Source organism: Tsukamurella tyrosinosolvens (assembly GCF_900104775.1).
GTDB lineage: Bacteria > Actinomycetota > Actinomycetes > Mycobacteriales > Mycobacteriaceae > Tsukamurella > Tsukamurella tyrosinosolvens.
The window spans coordinates 2,684,030-2,702,636 of sequence record NZ_FNSA01000003.1 but is presented as its reverse complement, the minus strand read 5'-3'; the positions used below and the strand labels follow the sequence as shown (position 1 = coordinate 2,702,636).

The 18,607-nt window shown below is 65.9% G+C and carries 19 protein-coding genes and 1 tRNA gene; 8 read left to right on the top strand and 12 right to left on the bottom strand.

Annotated features, from left to right (window positions below; all coding sequences use genetic code 11):
* Positions 1 to 5: 5 nt before the first annotated feature.
* The 9 genes from BLW32_RS14800 to BLW32_RS14770 all read right to left on the bottom strand — a co-directional run bounded on the left by BLW32_RS14800 (position 6) and on the right by BLW32_RS14770 (position 6,363).
* Entirely contained in the window at positions 6 to 578 is a 573-nt protein-coding gene (locus BLW32_RS14800) for a hypothetical protein (RefSeq protein ID WP_139286183.1), read from the bottom strand.
* A 119-nt stretch (positions 579 to 697) separates the two neighbouring features.
* A tRNA-Glu gene (locus tag BLW32_RS14795) sits at positions 698 to 768 on the bottom strand.
* A gap of 67 nt (positions 769 to 835) precedes the next feature.
* A complete protein-coding gene (locus BLW32_RS28350) occupies positions 836 to 961 on the bottom strand; it encodes a hypothetical protein (protein ID WP_269451220.1) in 126 nt (41 codons plus the stop codon).
* 162 nt (positions 962 to 1,123) lie between these two features.
* Entirely contained in the window at positions 1,124 to 1,393 is a 270-nt protein-coding gene (locus tag BLW32_RS14790) for a hypothetical protein (RefSeq protein WP_068740152.1), read from the bottom strand.
* 88 nt (positions 1,394 to 1,481) lie between these two features.
* Positions 1,482 to 1,940: an HNH endonuclease gene (locus BLW32_RS14785; protein ID WP_068740150.1), complete on the bottom strand. Its 459-nt coding sequence runs from the start codon at positions 1,938 to 1,940 to the stop codon at positions 1,482 to 1,484.
* Positions 1,941 to 2,068: 128 nt separating this feature from the next.
* Positions 2,069 to 2,530, bottom strand: coding sequence for a DUF6262 family protein (locus BLW32_RS26750; protein WP_220270942.1), 462 nt, complete (start codon positions 2,528 to 2,530; stop codon positions 2,069 to 2,071).
* Positions 2,527 to 4,527 carry a tyrosine-type recombinase/integrase gene (locus BLW32_RS14780; RefSeq protein ID WP_223120764.1) on the bottom strand — a complete coding sequence of 667 codons (2,001 nt, stop codon included), beginning with the start codon at positions 4,525 to 4,527 and terminating at the stop codon, positions 2,527 to 2,529. The genes BLW32_RS26750 and BLW32_RS14780 overlap by 4 nt, the downstream gene beginning before the upstream one ends.
* A complete protein-coding gene (locus BLW32_RS14775) occupies positions 4,514 to 5,569 on the bottom strand; it encodes a tyrosine-type recombinase/integrase (RefSeq protein WP_225536077.1) in 1,056 nt (351 codons plus the stop codon). The genes BLW32_RS14780 and BLW32_RS14775 overlap by 14 nt, the downstream gene beginning before the upstream one ends.
* Positions 5,570 to 5,634: 65 nt before the next feature.
* Entirely contained in the window at positions 5,635 to 6,363 is a 729-nt protein-coding gene (locus tag BLW32_RS14770; RefSeq protein ID WP_225536078.1) for a hypothetical protein, read from the bottom strand.
* A 276-nt stretch (positions 6,364 to 6,639) separates the two neighbouring features.
* On the opposite strand from BLW32_RS14770, the gene BLW32_RS14765 reads away from it, so the two are divergent.
* Together BLW32_RS14765 and BLW32_RS14760 are read left to right on the top strand one after the other, a co-directional pair.
* A complete protein-coding gene (locus BLW32_RS14765) occupies positions 6,640 to 7,740 on the top strand; it encodes an ImmA/IrrE family metallo-endopeptidase (protein ID WP_225536079.1) in 1,101 nt (366 codons plus the stop codon).
* Between the two features lie 20 nt (positions 7,741 to 7,760).
* Positions 7,761 to 8,108: a hypothetical protein gene (locus BLW32_RS14760; protein WP_068526275.1), complete on the top strand. Its 348-nt coding sequence runs from the start codon at positions 7,761 to 7,763 to the stop codon at positions 8,106 to 8,108.
* Positions 8,109 to 8,216: 108 nt separating this feature from the next.
* Here the strand turns inward: BLW32_RS14760 and BLW32_RS14755 are convergent, their stop codons facing one another.
* Together BLW32_RS14755 and BLW32_RS14750 are read right to left on the bottom strand one after the other, a co-directional pair.
* Entirely contained in the window at positions 8,217 to 11,222 is a 3,006-nt protein-coding gene (locus BLW32_RS14755) for an MMPL/RND family transporter (RefSeq protein ID WP_068526317.1), read from the bottom strand.
* Between the two features lie 111 nt (positions 11,223 to 11,333).
* Positions 11,334 to 11,948 carry a TetR/AcrR family transcriptional regulator gene (locus BLW32_RS14750; RefSeq protein ID WP_068526274.1) on the bottom strand — a complete coding sequence of 205 codons (615 nt, stop codon included), beginning with the start codon at positions 11,946 to 11,948 and terminating at the stop codon, positions 11,334 to 11,336.
* Positions 11,949 to 12,041: 93 nt separating this feature from the next.
* On the opposite strand from BLW32_RS14750, the gene BLW32_RS14745 reads away from it, so the two are divergent.
* The gene (locus tag BLW32_RS14745) at positions 12,042 to 12,518 is read left to right on the top strand and encodes a PaaI family thioesterase (protein WP_068526273.1); all 477 of its coding nucleotides are present in this window, start codon (positions 12,042 to 12,044) and stop codon (positions 12,516 to 12,518) included.
* A 5-nt stretch (positions 12,519 to 12,523) separates the two neighbouring features.
* On the opposite strand, the gene BLW32_RS14740 is transcribed toward BLW32_RS14745, so the two are convergent.
* Entirely contained in the window at positions 12,524 to 13,549 is a 1,026-nt protein-coding gene (locus BLW32_RS14740) for an AraC family transcriptional regulator (protein WP_068526272.1), read from the bottom strand.
* Positions 13,550 to 13,648: 99 nt separating this feature from the next.
* On the opposite strand from BLW32_RS14740, the gene BLW32_RS14735 reads away from it, so the two are divergent.
* The 5 genes from BLW32_RS14735 (at position 13,649) to BLW32_RS14715 (ending at position 18,384) form a co-directional block, all read left to right on the top strand.
* Positions 13,649 to 13,969, top strand: coding sequence for a 2Fe-2S iron-sulfur cluster-binding protein (locus BLW32_RS14735; protein WP_068526316.1), 321 nt, complete (start codon positions 13,649 to 13,651; stop codon positions 13,967 to 13,969).
* Between the two features lie 26 nt (positions 13,970 to 13,995).
* A complete protein-coding gene (locus tag BLW32_RS14730; RefSeq protein ID WP_068526271.1) occupies positions 13,996 to 15,387 on the top strand; it encodes a cytochrome P450 in 1,392 nt (463 codons plus the stop codon).
* Positions 15,384 to 16,583: an NAD(P)/FAD-dependent oxidoreductase gene (locus tag BLW32_RS14725; RefSeq protein WP_068526270.1), complete on the top strand. Its 1,200-nt coding sequence runs from the start codon at positions 15,384 to 15,386 to the stop codon at positions 16,581 to 16,583. The genes BLW32_RS14730 and BLW32_RS14725 overlap by 4 nt, the downstream gene beginning before the upstream one ends.
* Positions 16,580 to 17,251 carry a transglutaminase-like domain-containing protein gene (locus tag BLW32_RS14720; protein ID WP_068526269.1) on the top strand — a complete coding sequence of 224 codons (672 nt, stop codon included), beginning with the start codon at positions 16,580 to 16,582 and terminating at the stop codon, positions 17,249 to 17,251. The genes BLW32_RS14725 and BLW32_RS14720 overlap by 4 nt, the downstream gene beginning before the upstream one ends.
* A gap of 95 nt (positions 17,252 to 17,346) precedes the next feature.
* Positions 17,347 to 18,384, top strand: a complete 1,038-nt coding sequence (locus BLW32_RS14715; RefSeq protein ID WP_074850301.1) for a BtrH N-terminal domain-containing protein — start codon at positions 17,347 to 17,349, stop codon at positions 18,382 to 18,384.
* Positions 18,385 to 18,607 lie beyond the last annotated feature (223 nt).

Genomic DNA, 18,607 nt, shown 5'->3' with positions numbered 1-18,607 from the left:
CGCCCTCAGCCGGCGTAGTCGGCCACCCACTCCTCGATCGTGGCCACGTGCTTGCGGATCAGCCCCTGCATCGGATGCGGCCGCAGGAACGTCGTCGGGCCCGTGCGGGCGCGACGCCAGCTCTCCGAGAGGACGTCGACCTCGAAGGCGTCCTCGGTCCAGAGCAGGGGAGCGTCGTCGGGCACGTACGCCTTGGCGACCTCCACCTTCCACGGGCCGGAGTACATCCGCTCGCTGGGATCGAGTCCGTCGGCGGCGGTCGTCTCGAGGATCGACTCGTCGAGCCAGGGGAGCTCGGGCAGGCCCGGGATCACGTCGAGTAGCCGCTCGGTGTCGCCGCGCCACGTCGAGAGCCAGCGCACGTCCACGCCGGCCGTCACCGCGTCGTCGACCGCCGCGATCACGGTGTCGGACCAGAGCAGCGGCAGACGGATCACGTTGCCCTTGCGGTTCGTCTCACCGTGCGGGTGGTCGATGCGGGCGCTGCGCCAGTCGGACCAGTACGAGGTGCCACCCGCCTTAGAGAGCGCGTTGAGCACGCCGTCGAAATCGAGCAGCCAGATCGGTGTCGGGGACACGGTGCTCTCCTCTCGGGGCGGGTAGGTCGGGTGCGGCGGCATGTCGCTGGTATTCGTCCCGGGGGAGTTCCGCCCCCGGCGCCGCAGCCCTGGCGCCCGCGGCTTCTACGCGGGCGTTGTGGTCCGTGCGGGAATCGAACCCGCGCGACAGCCTTGAGAAGGCTGCGACCTGCCACTAATCGAACGGACCAGGTGCCGGTCTTTCCCGGCTGTCAACGTTTACCGTCCGTCGACCGTGCCACAGGGCACGTATGTGGTCACCCGACCAGCCTGGTGACGATCGTCGGTTCGACGAGTTCACCAGCACGATCGCGGTACTGGGTAACGGAGGCACCGAGGACCGTCTCGGAGTCCATGAAGTGGTCGTCCTCGACGAGTCGCATCTCGGAGTACGCCGTGGCGAGCTCAGCGAGGGGCAGCCGAGCACGTCGTGCGCGACCTTGTCGGCGTCTGTGAGCGTCTCTTCGATGCCGAAGGTGCAGGCTTCGACGAGACCACCGTCGGAGCGTGAAGGAACGAAGCCCGTCACCTCCCAGACGAGCGTGTCAGGCATCGACTCGCCCCGTCCGCTCGACCAGGTACCCCTTCGGTAAGACGAAGTTCATCTGGTCGGTGTACAGCGCGACCTTCTCGCCCTGCACTTCGGAGTCGTCTGCGAGCGCGTTCTCATGCTCGGCGACCATGCGCGCCGATTCCAGTGCCTTCCCGTCGAGCCCGGGGCCGAAGTCCCAGGGACGCGCGGTGGCGTCGTCCAGGATCGGCTTGATGTCGACGACGTCGCCCTCGCGGATGTCCTCGGCGGGAACCTGAGCCATGAGCTGCTCCTTTGTAGTCGTGGCCGGCGTGTGTCGGCGCGGAGCAGACCCTGCCCCGCGTCGCCTGTTGCAGCGGCGCGGGGCGCGGTCACGCGTCCTTGGGACGGTACGGCTCCCAGAGCAGCCTCATGCCGGCCTCTTCTGGGGTCCGGTCGGCCTTGAGCTGGTTGCACGGGCCGCACGCGGCGACGAGGTTGAACCAGGTCTCAGCACCGCCGCGCGACCTCGGGAACACGTGGTCGTACGTGTCGGCCCGACCGCCGCAGTACGCGCATGTTCGCTTGTCGCGGTCGAGGATTTCTGCGCGAGTGGCGAAGTCCGGATCGCGCCGGTACGGCACGTGGATGTACCGCGCCAGCATCAGCGACTTCGGCACTTCGATTTGCACCGACGGCGAGCGCACGACCCGGGGTGGGACGTGCGTCTCCAGGACGAACGCGGCTTCACGCAGGAGCATGCTCACGGCGTCGGTCCAGCGGACGGTGTCGAGCAGGCTGTAGTCGGCGTTGAACACCTGGACAGCAGGTGCGGGGATGAACGTGGTCATGGCGCCGCACCTCCTTCCGTGTCGTCGGCGACCTTGTCACCGGCGGATCGCCGGCAAAAGGGGGTGGAGACTAGGGGAGTCGATATCTCTAGGAGCCTCCTGACTGTCCACGACGTGGCTGACGGGTCTCATCGTGGCTGTTGTGGCCCTGTGGCGGACGGATTATCTGCATGTTCTCCTCGACGGGCTTCTTGTTTGGCCGGCGGCCGGGTTCCCAGTTCGAGGAGTCGGCTTCGGAGCGCCTCGTTCTCGGTGTGTAGTTGCTCGAGCTGTTCGGTCAGTTCGCGGTTGCGGTCGATCGCGGTTGCGAGCTTGGTGCGGAGGGATTCGGCACTGGCTGCCCTGGAGCGTTCTATTCCGGCGGTGGCGGTGCCGCGCTTCGCGTCGATATCCTGCCGGAGCTGGGTTTGCTTGTAGAGGAAGCTGGTTGAGACGTCGGCGGCTCTGGCGACAGCGACGAAGGTGACGGGTTGTCCGGTGTTGTGCAGCCGGGTGATGGCTCGACGTGCGCGGGCGGTCGCGCTGGTTGTGCGGGCGGCGGCGGCCGCGGTGAGGCGTGCAGTGCGGTGATCGCGGTCGCCATTGCTCACCTGGATTCCTGCGTGTCTGAGTCGATTTCGTCGATGAGCCTGGTGACCTTGTCGAGCATGGTCTTGTTCAGGTCCGCTGCCTGGCGGTCGCCGTTGTCTTGTGCTTGGGCGGCGAGCTGTCTGAGCTGGTCGCGGTGGGTGATGTGTGCGCCGAGGAAGGTGCGGCCGCCGGGGTCGTGGAAGGAGCAGTCGATGCAGGGGTTCGGGCGGAACTCGCAGCGCTGCGTCGCGGGGAGCGTGCAGAACCCGTTGGGCAGTGCGGTGGTGAAGCGGGCGCGCAGGCGCTCGACGGTGGCGTCGACGCCCTTGTCGGGGTTGGTGTCCCAGAATTCGCGGGCTTTGCGGGCGAGGGTGTCGTCGGTAATGCGAGCGTAGGTCGCGGTCATGGTGTCGCTGTGGTGGCCGAGGAAGTCGCGCACTTCCGGTTGGGTCCATCCGTTGTTGAGCAGGTGCATTCCGATGGTGTGGCGGAAGCGGTGGACGTCGCCTCCGGAGATCTTCTCGCCGGTGGCGACGGACGTGGTGATGCCGTGCTCGCGGAACAGTGCGGCGAGGCGGTGTCGTAGCCCGCTGGTGGACCAGGGCTGGGTGCGGCCGGCGATGGCGCTGGACCGGGCGCCAGGGAAGAGGTGCTCGGCGTCGGGGCCGTAGGTGTCGCGGACGCGGGTCTGCTGGTCGCGGATGATCTCGGCGAGGCTTTCGGGGACTGGAAGCCGCCGCCAGGCGCTGGTTTTGGTCATCCAGTATTCGATCCAGTGGCCCTGCTCACTGTGTTGGAGGCAGTCGATCGGGAGGGCGACGAGTTCGGATATGCGGCACCCCGCCCATCGTGTGGTGGCGATCATCGCCCGGAGGGTGGGGTCGGTGGCCGGGTTGTCGACGATCAGGGTGTCGATGCGTTCGATGACATCGGGTGGAAAGGGCCTCGGTCGGCGGGTCTTGCGGTGGACGTTCTCGCCGCGGCGCAGGAAGATCGCTGATCCCAGGTCGTCGACGAGTCCGCAGTCGCGCAGTGTTTCGAGCAGGTAGGCCGCGGTGTTCGCGAGCTGGGGGCTTGCCTTGGTGTCGGGGCGGCGCGTCCATTCGAGGTAGTCCAGGAACGCCGTCCGAGTGACCGCAGACGGTTCGGGAACGGTTCCGTCGAGCGTGAGGAACTGGGCGAGCTGGCGGGTGGCGCGCAGCCACTGGGTGAGCGTTCCCCAGGACATGCGGGAGGTAGACAACTGTTGGCGGGCCAGGCTTTTGACGGCCTCTTTGAGCCAGGGCACCGGGATGGTGGCCCAGTCGACAGCGGTTCGTGTCGCCCCGGCTTGGGTGGCGTCGAGGACGAACTCGAATCCGTCGCGCCACCGCCAGTGATCCGCGGCCCATGGGTCGGGGTCGGTGGCCCCGTGAAGGAGTCGGAAGAACCTCCGGATGTAGGGAGCGCAGAGGGAGTCGAAGTTGGTGTAAGGCCAGTGCTGCCTGCACAGCAGCAGCCAGTCGTCGACGGGGCGTTCGGTCAGGGAGCTGGTGATACGCCCGTGCGCGACCTCGATGAGGACGATCAGGGCGCGGCGCAGGCCGGCGTTGGGGGTCCAGTCGCCGCGGCCGATCTTGGTTGCGGCGACGAACCGGACTTCGTCGGCGGCCGCCGCTGGGATGCGGCGGAAGTCGACGACCTGCGTGGTGGCGGGCCGTCCACGGGGCACGCCGACGGGCAGAGCGCTGGTGGTGGCCCAGGCGTCAAAGTCGGCGGGCTGTCCAGCGCGGAACCACTGGAAGTAGTGGGCATAGCACAGCCCCGAGGTGGCGGCTGCGCGTCCACCGGGGCCGCCGAGCCAGTACCGCTCGCCGTCGCAGTCGGAGACGGCGCACGGGTCGGTGGCGGCGCGGCGGCGGTCGCCGGCGATGTCGACGACCGGCCACGTCGATGCGCACCAAGGCCCGTCCGGCACCTGCAGAGCGGGGACGCCGCGGGGCCCGGACCGGGCGCGCTCGCCGTTACCGCGCGCCATCGCCGTCTCCCTTCAGTCGGTACTGCTGCGGTTCTCGCCAGACCAGATGCTCGGTGGTGCGGAGCTTTTCGGCGAGGTCGTCGCTGGCGAGGTGAATGTAGACGTCGGCGCTGGCCGAATGGGATTGGCCGAGGCGGGCAGCGATCTCGGCCGCGGTCCATCCGGCTTTGGCCAGGGCGGTGGCGTGGGTGTGGCGGAGCATGTGCGGGTTGAGGTCGTCGATCCCGGCGGCGGCGCCGATCCGTTCGATGAGCTGGTAGGCGTTGGAGTAGGTCATCGGACCACCGACGGGTGGGCGTGAGAGGTTGACGAACACGTAATCGCTGTCGACGTGGGCGATCTCACCGAGCAGGTACGCGGCATACAGGTCGAAGAACCGCCGCGGAGCCTCGACGATGAATTGGGTCTTCTGCTTTGATAGCGCCCCGTTGGCGTTGTCGTCACGCCGGCGGATCATCACCTGCCTGCGCATCGGGTTCAAGTCGCCGTGGCGCAGGCCGAGCGCTTGGCCTACCCGCAGGCCCAGGTCGTACTGCGCCGACAGCAGCAGTCGGTCACGGGTGGTCGACGCCGCGGCGAGCAGCTTGGCGAAGTCGGTCTCGAAGTCGATGACCTGCACGGTCTCTGCCGACTGCCGGTCGGGCCGGGCCAGGCGGGAGACTTCGCGCGGACGGCGGTGTTCGAGGTGCGCAAGGAAGCTGTGCGCGCGCCGCGGCAGCTTCGACGGGTTGCGGGTCAGTACCAGATCCTGCGGTCCCCGGCCCTCGACGCGGTGGAACTCGTAAAACTCCCGCACCGCGGCGCTGACCGCTTTCACCGTGCCGGGTGCACGGCCCCCGCACCGCGACGGCAGCGGCGGCAGTCCAGCGGTGAGAACGGCGACGAAGTCACAAAGCTGCCGGAAATCCAGCTCATCCCAAACGATTCCCCGCGCAGCCAGCCAACGATAGAACTGACTCAGGTGCCGCGCGTACGAGCGGACGGTGTTCTGAGAACGTCCGATCGCCCGCTGCCAATGCAGGAACTGCTCGATCTCGAGCACCGGCAAACCCTGTTGGTCGACGACGGTCCACGACCGGACCCCGTGGACCGTGACCGGGGCGGCCCTCATCGCTGGTCCTCGAGGCCGTCGGCGCGGCGCGGCCGGCGGGTCGTGATGTCAGTGCGCCGACGCTGCTGTTCGTCACGCACATCGATGACCACGTCATCGGCGATCGCGGCGTCGGCGATCGACGCAGCGGGCAGCCGCCCGGGCAGCCAGCGCACGTCCCGCTTGCGCCACGCGGCGTACCTCTGCTGCACCTGGTCCATCGGGATCTCGAACCGTTCCCACTGCACCCCGGGGGCGCTGACCCAGATCCGCCGCACGTGCGAATCGGTCGCCGCGTCGTAGTCCCAGGTCAGCTCGCAGTGCGTGGGATCGCCCACCAGCTGCAGAGTCTGCGAGTCCTGCTTGATGAAGGCCTTGCGCCGAGTGTTGGTGCCCTCCATCTCCTTGTGATGGATCGCCAGGTAAGTACGGCCGTGACTACTCACCTCGGACCACTGATACGGCCGCTTGACCAGGTGCCCGGGCGGGTGCATCCCCTGGGTGCTCAGCCACACGTTGGTGCCGGCGGAGACAAACGCCGCAACGTGACTACCCCGCAGCAGCGGCTGCAGCACCGTCCGCAAGTGCGCCGGCTGCCCCGCGGTCAGCGTGTTCCAGTGATCGACCGCGGCCAGCAGCAGCGCGCCGACGCCGATCGTCACCGGGCGCAGGATCCGCTGCGCCTCCTTCCGAGAAACCGCTCCCGCGTCGAGCGGGTTGATGTCGTCGTCCATGAGTGCCGTCACGATCTGTCTCCCATCGATGTAATTACTTGCATGGAATCTTGCCTAACGTGGTACAGTTCTCAGCAAGACAACACGCCGTGACCTGCAGAATTGGCCAAACCGTCTCGCCTCGCTCTCGCGAGCGAGACGGACGTCACATCAGTCACTTGCGTTTCGGATGGAGATAACCGCGTCGGGCAGAAAGTCGCAGTTCACACGGTGTTTCTGCGCAGATTTCGGCTGTTACCGCGATAGCGTGGAACGCAGGGATCGATCGAGGATATGGAGGCGATCTGGGTGACGGCACTCTTCTCGCAGGCCGAGGCGAACCCGGTGATGGTTGCGCTGACACGACTGGCGCACGGCTGGTCGAAGAAGCGGCTCGCTGAGGAGGCCGGGATCTCCGGATCGCACGTCACCCGGGTCGAGGCTGGCGCTCTGCCGCTGGCAGGTAAGGCGCTCGACGATTACGCCCGGGCGTTGCAATGCCCGGTCGAGGCGCTGTGCGTCGCGTTCGAGCGCTCACCTGCGCAGGGCACGCACTTCCGCGCCAACGCCACCACAGCGGAGTGGAAACGTGACCGCGTCTGGGCGCGCGCCAACCTGGTCGCGATGCGGCTAGGCCGGGTCGTCGCCCACACCGATCTCGATCCGGAACTGGCGCTGCCCGATCTCGACCCCGGGGACTACGCCGCCGATCTCGGCGAAATCACGGTCGCGCAAGTCCTGCGCCGGCTCTGGCGCATCGCCGGCCCCATCCGGTCGATGACCGAACTGCTGGAAGCGGCCGGGGTCTTCGTCGTCGTCGAGGACTTCCACGACCGCGAGATCGACGCGGTCACCCTACGCGCCACCGCGCATCACCCGCACCTGGTGTACGTCAACGCCGCACTACCGCCGGACCGGATGCGCATGACCCTCGCGCACGAACTCGGGCACCTGGTGATGGATGCGATGACCCTGGTCAGCCCCACCGAAACCGAGCGACGGGCAAATGTCTTCGCCGCCGAGTTCCTCGCCCCGGTCGACGACATCGGCCCGGCGCTGGACCGGGTCTCGACCCGGACCGTGCACGAGCTCGACGAGCTGCGCCTGGACTGGGGCGTGAGCGAGTCCTCGCTCGTTGTCCGAGCACGCGAGCGCGGCGTGCTCTCCGACCGGCAGTACCGGGCGATGTTCCGACTACTCAACGAAACCGGCCGGATGTACGGCACCCGGCCCGGTGTCCCGACCGAGACACCCGAGCTCGCCCGCGATGTTCTCGCCCAGCTCGCCACCGACGGATACAGCACCACCGAGCTCGACGCCCTGACACTGCTCACCGCCGAGAACCGCACCAGCCTGTTCGGCGCACCCGAGGGTGCCACCGCCGGCAGCCGTCACCTGACCGTCGTCTAACAGCGCGGGGGACGCCAGGGATGTCACGGTGGGGCTGGAACAGCAAGGACGCGGTCAAAGACCACCACTGGCGCGTCCCGCACGGGTCGAACAAGGCAGTGCAGGCCAAAGAGCAGGACGACGCCGCAGGCGGCCGCCACAACCGTGCCATCCGCACCGCACCGAACGCGCTGGGGCGGGTGGTCCTCCGGTGCCAGTACCGGCGCCTGTACGCGGAGCTGCGGTGGACCGATGCGACGAGGAAGCACGCCGAGTACCTCGGCGAGATGACCTGGCACAGCCGCGCCGACAACCTCGCCGCCGCCTGGCGCGAAGCACACGCCCGCGGTCTTACGACCAAGTCCTGCGACCGTCATCCAGTTATTTAATCTGTCGATCTTACGGTGTGCGTTATCAGATAGCGAGCTGGGTGTGGGGCCGACGGGCCGCGTGCCGACCGTTATGTTTCGTCGTCATGCGGGCGCAGTGGATTCGGGTCACCCGTGTTTGCCTGGCCACCAGCTCGCTGGTCCGGCCAGGGTGGCGATTGCGGGTACGACGATCGTTCGGACGACGAAGGTGTCGAGGAGTAGTCCGACACCGATGATGAGGCCGACCTGGGTCATGATGGCGATCGAGCCGACCATCAGTCCGAACATGCTTGCCGCGAAGATGAGGCCGGCGGAGGTGATGACGGAGCCGGTGTTGGTGACGGTTCGTAGGACTCCGATGCGAATGCTGCGGTGGGATTCCTCACGCAGCCTGGAGATCAACAGCATGTTGTAGTCGGCGCCGACGGCGACGAGCACGATGAACGCGAGAAGCGGTACAGGCCAGGCAATCTCGGTGCGAAGGATGCATTGGAAGATCACCACCCCCACGCCGAGGGCTGCAGCGTAGTTCAGGATAACGGTTCCCAGCAGGTAAAGCGGTGCAATGAGCGCTCGGAGTAGTGCGATCAGGATGATGCCGACGATGATGAGGGTGGCCAGGGCGAGTAGCCGGAAATCGTGGCTGAGCAGGCGTTGCAGGTCGGCGTTGATGGCGGGGAATCCCGCTAGCGACACCGATGCGTTCTGCAGGGCGGTGTTGGGTCTCGCTGTCTGGGCTGCGGTGGTGATGGCGTTGGTGAGTTCAATCGCCTGGCTGCTGTAGGGATCGGCGTCGGTTTGGATGGCATAGCGCACTGTCCGCCCGTCTGGAGAGACGAATTGTGCAGCAACGTCGGAAAACTTTTGGTTGACGAACGCGTCAGGCGGTAGGTAGAAACCCGTGGCGGCGTCCGAGCCGCGGGTTTCGCGGGCGGTGGTCTGTAGTTGCGCGGCAAGGGTGGCCATCCCGGCGAACTGTTGCAGGTTGCTGTCGACGAGTGCGGCGACTCCCCCGGCAATCGCGCGGGAGCCAGCAGCGAGTTGACTCACCCCGTTCTGAAGCTGGGCGAGTTGTGCGGGGAGGTCGCGCGCGGTGACAGCACCCAGCGTTGTGTCCAATGTGTCCACTGCGGCGGTGAGTTGCGCGGTGATGGTGGTGATGGGTGTGCCGAGGTTGCCCAGTTGCCCGGAGAGAGCGCCGATTTGGAGGAGGAAGTTGGAATCCCGCAGTGTGCCCAGGGTCCGGAGTTGCTGTTGGACGGCGGCGCACTGAGGGATCGGGGCGCACCAGGGAGCGTTGTCGAGCAAGGGCCGCACGGCGGTCACGAGACTCAAGGCGTCGGATGCCTGCCTTGCCGCGGTGGCCAATTGCGGTGCCTGCCCAATGAGTTGGTCGAGTGCGGGTGCGGTTGTGCGGAGTTGACCGAGCAGTGGTCGGTATTGCTGGATCTGTTGTCCCGCGGTCGTGGCCTGGTCGAGAATTCGCAACAGCGGTGTCAGGTTGGCGCGGATCTGGCTGTCGAGCGTGGCAAGGCCGGTCGCGAGTTGGTCGGCGCCATCTCGAAGTTGGAACAGGTCGCCAGTGCGTGATCGGCCGTCACTGACTGCCGCGGCGAGTCGGTCACCGATCTGTCCGTTCTGCCACGACAGCTGGGCTTGTTCGAGGCGGCTGCCGGTGGGTCGGGTCACGCCGACAACCCGGGTCACTCCCGGGACTTGCGCGACGCGTGATGCCAGGTCGTCGAGGTCAGCCAGCCCTTTCGCGGTACGCATGTCGTTCGGGGATTGGATCACGAGGAATTCCGGGACGGTAGTGTTGGTCGGGAAGTGCCGGTCGAGCAGTGCGTAACCCTCGTTACTGTCAGTGGTGGCGGGTTGTCCGCTGCGGTCGTCGTAGGTGATGGTGATGCCCAACGCCACTGCGCCGAGGGCGAGCAGAGCGACGAGTGTCATAGCCAGTAGCGAGGCGGGGCGCCGTACGACGAGTACCGCGATGCGGTTCCAGTAGCGCCGCGTCAGGTCCGCGCGGGGTGCACCCCACCCGAGGTGGGAGGCGGCGTGCAGGACCGGCGGTAGCAGGGTGACCGTGGCGAGGAACCCGATGACGATCGCGATCGCACATGCCGGCCCGAGAGTGGAGAAGACGCTCAGTTTTCCGAACACCATCGCCAGGAACGCCAGGGCGACGGTTGCGGCGGAGGCGAGGATGACGCGCCCGATCGTAGCGGTGGCGTCGATGAGCGCAGGTGCGTGCTCGGCGCCCGACCGTAATCGCTCGTGGTAGCGGCTGATGAAGAAGACCGTGTAGTCGACGCCGGCACCGAGCAGGATCACCGTCATGAACGCGACGGTGAACTGTGAAACGGGCATTCCGAACTCGCCCAACGCTGACACCACACCGCGACCCACCCCGAGGCTGATCCCGATCACCAGCAGGGGTACGAGCGCGGTGAACAGCGACCGGTAGACCACCAGCAGGATGAACGCGATCAGCAGAACCGTGGCCATGGTGATCACCACAAGGTCCTTTTCGGCCGTGACGATCTGATCGCTGAAGGTGGCGGTGGGCCCGGTGACGTGTACGGTTGTACCGGTGCCGGAGAACGAATGATAGGCGAGGTCGCGCACGGAATCCAAGGCGCGAGTCGCGGCGGGGCCGCCCAGCGTTCCGGTCAGCCCCACCGGCAGGTACCAGGCCGTCCCGTCGCGGCTCACCGCCTGCGACGCCGTCGTCGGATCCCCCACCAGGTCACGGACGGAAGCGACATCGGCGGTGGCGCCACGAAGTTTCTGAACAAGCTCGTCGTAGCGTACGCGCACCGTCGGGGTGAGGCCGCCACGGTTCTCCATGGCGATGAAAACCGTTGTCTTGGCGCCTTTCTCCCCGAACGCCGTACCCATCCGGTCGAAAGCCTGAAATGACGGCACTCCCGCAGGGATCGGATCGACCGATTGTTGGCGCACGACTGTCTCGAGCTGCGGGAACGCCAGCGCCAGCACCACACCCACCGCGAGCCACGCGCCGACGACGACAACCTTGTGCGCTAGCGCGTACCGAGCCACCCGCGCAAGCGTGGCGCTGTATTCCGCGCGTTCTGACCGCGCGCCAGCCGATCGCCGGTGCACCACCATCAACACCACTCCTGCCGAAACGGAACTACCTGGATCGGTACGCTACATGATGTAGCGAAAAGCGGTGGCGCGGTCGCTCGTCTTCGGACTCGGCGTGGACCGTGCGAGCGGTCAGGGCATGCGGCGATGCGCCGTCAGGAAGTCGTCGACGATGCGGCGGCGGTCATCGGCGTCGACGGCCCGGATGCCGGTGATTTTGGCGAAGATCAGCGGTCCGACGAGCTGGGTGATGGCCAGGGTCAGGTCGAAATCGTCGAGCTCGTCGACGGCACTGGCACTGGTGAGCAATCGGTCGAACGGTTCGCGGTAGTGATCGACCACCCGCGCACGCAGTGGGGCCAGGGCGTTGCTCTGCTCGCCGGCCCGTTCGGGCACCATCGCCAACCACGCGACCGTGGTGACCTGCAGCGGCGCCTGTTCGATGACGTCCGCCTGACGATCCATCAACCGGATCAAGTCCTCGCGCACCGACCCCGAGAGTTCGTGGCGATCGGCCTGGGGCAGCAAACGCTCGAAGGCAGCGGCGACCAGGTCGGTGGTACTGCCAAAGTGCCGGTAGAGGGTTGTGCGGGCAACCCTGGACAAGCTGGTGACCGCCTCGACGGTGACAGCCTCCACTCCCCCTCTGCGCAGCAACACCGCCGTGGCGTCGAGTAGACGGTTCCTGGAACGAACCCGCCGCGGATCGACGTCGTCGAGGCCATCGATGCTCACCGCTACCCGCATTCTTCTCGCTGTTGGTCCACGTATGTGGCATCCTGCCAACGATACCGTCAGTAGCGGTCCGCTACCGGCACGAGCATCGATTCGAGGACTGTGATGTCAGCACCCAGCAGACTGCCCGCGCACTCCCCATCGTGCATGGGCTGCGGGCCGGAAAATGCCAGCGGCCTGCAGCTCGAGGTCTACCGCGACGAGGACCGAGTCTTTGCAGATCACTCCTTCACCGAAAAGCATTCCGGTGGACCAGGTCTGGCGCATGGAGGGGCCATCTCGGCCGCGTGCGACGACATCATGGGATTTACGCTGTGGATCGCCGGCACCCCGGCCGTCACGCGCACGTTGACGGTCAAGTACCGCCGACCGGTACCCCTCCACGTACCAGTACGCCTCACGGCGTGGATCGACGAGGACGCCGATCACACCCTGCACATCGGGGCGAGCGGGACCGTGGAGGGCGAGACCTACTTTTCCGCCACTAGCGAGTTCGTGAAAGTCGATCTCACGCACTTCGCGCGCTACGCCGACACCTCCACGGTAGACAGCTTTTTCGTCAATTTCCTCCGCGCGGACTGACCTGCTCAGATGCCCGGCGCTGCCCGCTGATTCGACGGTGCGCGGCGGAACTGAGTCGGGGAGCACCCGACCCACCGTGTAAATGCATGGGAGAAACTGGCGACCTCGGAGTACCCCAGTTCTGCGGCTATCTCGCCGACACTGATGCCGGGATCCAGCAGTCGCGCGGTGGCTCGTTCTTGGGCGAACTGCTGCCGCAGGCGACGCAGGGTGGTGCCCTCGGCGTGCAGGCGTCGCTTGAGTGTGCTCACCGATGTCGCCAGCTCCGCCGCGATACGAGCGCCGTCAGCGCGCGCAGGGTCAGCATCGAACTGTGCGCGGACCAGCTGCGTGTAGGAATTGGGCCTGCGCTGTTCGTAGACGCGTCGAAGCTCGGCGATACCGATCCGGTAGGCCACGGGGTCGGAGAAGCGGCACACGTCGTAGAGCACGGCAGCCGGTATATGCACGAACGCCGCGCGCGCGTCGAAAAGGATCCGATGGCCGATCTCACCCACGACGATCAGGTCTGCCGGCGCCTGGCATGTCAGATGAAGCTCCACGGAGGGGACGGCACCGGCGAGCATGTCCACCAACCGCAGGACAGCCAGACCACCGTAGGTGACGGCGAGACAATCGGTGCCGGGGCTATCTGTGCGCCCGGCCAGAGCGATCGTCAGTCCAGAGTCTCCGTGCTGGAACTCGGTGCTCAGCGCGGTCGATATCAGGGGCAAGAACCGAAGCAGTTGAACAACTTCGAGGACGGAACCCGCACTGACCAGCGGCAAACTGAGGGGGCCGAAAGAGGTCAGCTGGGCGTGCTCGGCGAACGCCACGCCCAACCGGAATCCCTGCTGGGCGTCCATCGCCGGATACACCTCGTGAAACCACCGGACAGGCACTTGGCCCTGTCGCGCAATGACGACCGCGAGATCGACGCCCTCGCGGGCCATGATGCGTCCGAACGCTCGCGTCTCCGCCGCGCCCAGGGCACCGCTGTCGAGGAGCTGCGCGAACGCTAGCGGCGGTATCCCCAACTCGACAAGGCTCACATGAGCCAATTTAACAAGACATCGCGACGTCCGAGCCTGGATCAAGCACATCTGCCGCGTGCACACTCACCTCTACGACCCACGAACAAGGAGGTGGCCATGGCCACGATCACTTACGTGACCCACGACGGCGAGGACTACCCCGCGCCGGTGACGCCCGGCAGGTCACTGATGCAGATTGCAGTCGACGAGGCGATACCGGGGATCGATGGCGACTGTGGCGGTGAGGCGGCATGCGGAACGTGCCACGTCGTCGTCGACAGCGCGTGGATCGACACCGTCGGACACAGCACAGACGTCGAAGAAGGCATGTTGAGTATGCACCCCGAACGTGAGGCCAACTCGCGACTGGCCTGCCAGATGACCGCCAACAACGAGTGGGACGGTCTGACCGTTCGCCTTCCCGAGTTCCAGTTGTGAACGTCTAAAGCGAAAGAGCAACATCTATGAGCATCTCAACTGCCCTCGCCGACAAAGCGCAGTCCATGATCCCGATCGATCTACAAATCCGTGGCGCCCACGTCTATGACAAGGCCCGCCGGATCGTCACCCGAACCGACGGCAAAAAGATCTTCACCGAGACCCCCATCCCGCCTGTCGAGGAAGTCGAACTCACCGACATCGATCTGAGCAACCCATTCCTCTACCGACAGGGCAGGTGGCGGTCCTACTTCGAGCGTGTGCGCAATGAGGCGCCCGTTCACTTCCAGCCCCGCAGTCCCTTCGGGCCGTTCTGGTCGGTCACTCGACATGCCGACATCATCGCTGTCGACAAGAACCACGACGCGTTCTCCGCCGAACCGTTCATCATCATCGGTCGGCCGCCCCGCTTCATGGACATCGCGATGTTCATCGCCATGGACCCGCCGCGGCACGACAAGCAGCGCGCCGCCGTCCAGGGAGTCGTCGCACCGAAGAACCTGCGCGAGATGGAGGGCCTCATCCGGTCGCGCGTCCGGGAAGTCCTCGACGAGCTACCGCTCGACGAACCGTTCGACTGGGTCCAGACCGTGTCGGTCGAACTGACCGCGCGGATGCTCGCGACATTGCTCGACTACCCCTACGAGCAGCGCCACAAACTCGTCCAGTGGTCGGATCTGGCCACGTCGATGGAGCAGGCCAACGGCGGACCATCAGACAACGACAAAGTTTTCCGCGAGATGGTCGCGATGGCACAGGGCTTGAGTGCGCTATGGCGAGACAAGGCCGCGCGGACCGCGGCAGGCGAGGAGCCTGGTTTCGACCTCATCACCATGCTGCAGAGCAACGAGGACACCAAAGACCTTCTCGACGACAGCCCCATGGAGTTCCTCGGGAACCTCGTGCTGCTGATCGTCGGCGGCAACGACACCACCCGCAACTCGATGAGCGGCGGAGTGCTGGCTCTCAACGAGTATCCCGACCAGTTCGAGAAACTCAAAGCCAATCCGGACCTGATCCCCAACGCGGTGTCGGAGATCATCCGGTGGCAAACCCCCCTGGCGTACATGCGCCGGGTCGCCAAGAAGGACGTGATGCTCAACGGTCAGTTCATCCGCAAAGGCGACAAAGTCGTCATGTGGTACGCCTCCGGCAACCGCGACGAGCGAGTGTTCGACCGCCCGGACGAGCTCATCATCGATCGGTCCAACGCTCGCAACCACATCGCGTTCGGTTTCGGCGTGCACCGTTGCATGGGAAACCGCCTGGCCGAATTGCAGTTGCGCATTCTCTGGGAAGAACTCCTCGAGCGCTTCGACGACATCGCGGTGGTCGGTGATCCGGAGTACGTGCAGTCCAACTTCGTTCGTGGGATCAGCAAGATGATGGTCCGTCTGACTCCCAAGCAGGAGACGTGAGCACTGATCGGGTCGTGATCGTCGGCGCAAGCCACGCCGGCGCACAGCTGGCGGCCAATTTGCGCAAGGAGAAGTGGGCTGGAGACATCCTGCTGATCGGCGACGAGGGCCGCCTGCCGTATCAGCGGCCGCCGCTGTCCAAGGCATACCTGGCCGGCGATTGCCATCTCGACGATGTCGCGATCCGAAGCCACCAGTTCTACGACAAGCAACGGATCCAGCTCGTCGACGGAACCGTAACCTCGATCGACCGTGCCGAACGAACCGTCACTCTCGGCAACAACGACGCGGTGTCCTACTCGAAGTTGGCCCTGTGCACCGGCGCTCGAGCTCGCGCACTGCCCGTCCCTGGGGCCGATCTGCCGGGCGTGCACTATCTGCGCACCGCCACCGACGTCGAGGCCATCCGCGCCGCCGCGGTCCCGGGTTCGCGGGTCGTCATTGTCGGCGGCGGGTACATCGGCCTGGAGACAGCGGCCTCGCTTCGAACCCTGGGTGTCGAAGTGACCGTCCTGGAGGCGGCAGGACGCGTACTCGAACGTGTCACGGCGCCCGTCGTGTCGGAATTCTTCGATCGAATTCACCGCGAGAAGGGTGTCGACGTACGGATCGACGCAATCGTCGAGGGGTTCCGCGGCGACAAACGAGTCGCCAGCGTTGTCCTCGCCGGTGGAGAAACGCTGGCCGCTGACCTGGTCATCGTCGGCGTCGGCGTCATTCCGAACACGGAGCTCGCAGCAGCTGCGGGCATCGACGTCGAAAACGGCATCCTCGTCGACGACCGCGCTCGTAGCAGCGATCCTGACATCGTCGCAGCCGGCGACTGCGCCAACCACCGAATCGAGCGGTACGGGAGACGTGTTCGTCTCGAGTGCGTGTCCGCAACAACCGAGCACGCCAAAATCGCGGCGGCCACAATCTGCGACAACACAACCGGTCGTGCCGCACTGCCGTGGTTCTGGTCCGACCAATACGACCTCAAACTCCAGATCGCCGGGCTCAACACCGGATACGACGAGGTGCTGGTCAGCGGCGACCCCGCCCATGGCCGCGACTTCACCTGCTACTATTTCTCCGCCGGAGAACTGATTGCAGCTGACTGCGTCAACAGACCCGCTGACTTCGTGAACGCCAAGCGCGCCATTGCACAACGAGCGCCGATCGTCAGGTCCGCATTGATCGGAGCGACCCCATGACCACATCACCGACAAACGCGGTCAGCCCGGCGGCGCTGACGGGTTCACGCTTCCTCGACATCGAGCACGCCACCGTCGCGACCTTCACACGCGAAGCCGTCGGCAACGCGACCACCGACAAAGACAAAGCTCGCCGCCTGTTCACCGCGGTACGCGACGCCATCCGCTACGACCCGTACACCGTCTCCAACGACCCAGAGCATTACCGGGCCAGCCACGTAATCGAATCCGGACGTGGATACTGCGTCCCCAAGGCCGTCGTGCTCACCGCCGCATTTCGCGCCGCCGGGATCCCAGCGCGGTTCGGCTTCGCCGACGTCCGTAACCACCTCCAAACGGGCACCCTACGTGAGCTGATGGGAACCGACGTCTTCGTCTATCACGGGTACAGCCACGTCTACATCGACGGACGGTGGCTCAAGGCAACACCCGCGTTCAACTCGGAACTGTGCGCACGGTTCGGAGTTGCCCCGATCGACTTCACCGGCGACAGCGACGCGTTGCTCCACGCTCACTCCGCGGACGGCTCAACACACATGGAGTACGTCCGCGAAAGAGGTACGTACAACGACCTGCCTCTCGACAACATCCTGGCGGCTCTCAAACAGGCCTATGGCCCTCTGATATTCACGCAGCGTGCGACGCCACTAGATGCATTCCACGCCTAACCCGACCTGCCTCAGTCGTCGGCCGGCAATCGACTCTACGAACAAGATCCGCACCGCCTCAACACAGGAGACTCGTGTCAGTGTCCGGCCCCTCGATGATCGACCCCTACCCGCACCGAATGGGCGGCCACTGTGGGTCCGGTGCGATGCGAGACCTCATGGAGTGGACCGGGCTCGGTTTCGACGGCCCACCCGATGAGGGCCTCGTCTTTGCCCTCGGCGGAGCCCTCTCCCTCACCTACATTCGATCAAGCGCGCTGATGCCACCCGTGTACTTGGTCGGACGAGGACCTGATTTTGAGGTGGACCTCCCCCGCCGTCTGGGCGGCACCGTCGAGGTGCTTGCCACCGACGACCCGGCCGAGGGTTGGGAGAACCTTCGTGGCGAGATCGATCAGGGCCGCCCTGCACTGGTCTGGGCGGAGATCGCAGAACTCCCCTATCTGCGGGTCCAGTTGCGCATGAGCCGCCACGACATCGTGGTAGTCGGCTACGACGAGACGCAAGGCATCGCGTACATCGCCGACAACGATCGCGAAGATCTTCAACGCGTCCCACTGGACGCACTCGCACGCGCGCGCCGCTCGACCTCCTTCCCGGAGCCAACCCGACACACGCAGTTTCGTATCAATTGGCCACAGACGCCGCCTTCAATTATCGAGGTGGCCGCACAGGCATTCGCGCAATCCGCAGCGAGCCTGAGCACCCCAGGCGCATCGACGATCGCCGGGCCCGCAGAACATGGGTCACACGGCCTCGACGCGGCCAGCGCTCTCGCATCCGACGTCTGCAGCTGGGGAGCCCTGTCCACCGACGACCTCGAGATGCACTTATTCAGCCTCGGCGCCTTCATCGAGAAAGCGGGGACCGGCGGTGGCCTCTTCCGCCGACTGCTGGCACAGGGCTGCGATGAAATCGCACGCCTCACCGGCGATCACGCAACCGCCATCCTTGCAGCCAACGCCCACCATGCGGCGACATCCTGGACTGCAGTCGCACGCGCAGCAGTACAGAAGGATCACGCCTCATCCGAGCGGCTCCGATCCGTCACAACCCTCGCGGCAGCTCTACCCGAGGCGGAAGCGACTCTGGAGGCGTCACTGCGAAAGGCCGCAGCATCCTTGTCAGGCTAACCGGGCCAGTCGCGGGAAGTCCGCGAGTAGGGCGCTAAGCAGGGCCGCCGCGTTCACACAACGCACGCAGGAGCACCACCGTGAGCAGGACGCCGGTTCCCGCTCACCTGGGTCCTGATCCGTCGTGGCGATCTGTCGACACGCTGCGAGCCATCGCCGTCGACGCCATAGACGGTGCGTCGGGGCGATGCGACGGACGACTGGCGGATCCGGTCGTACAAGT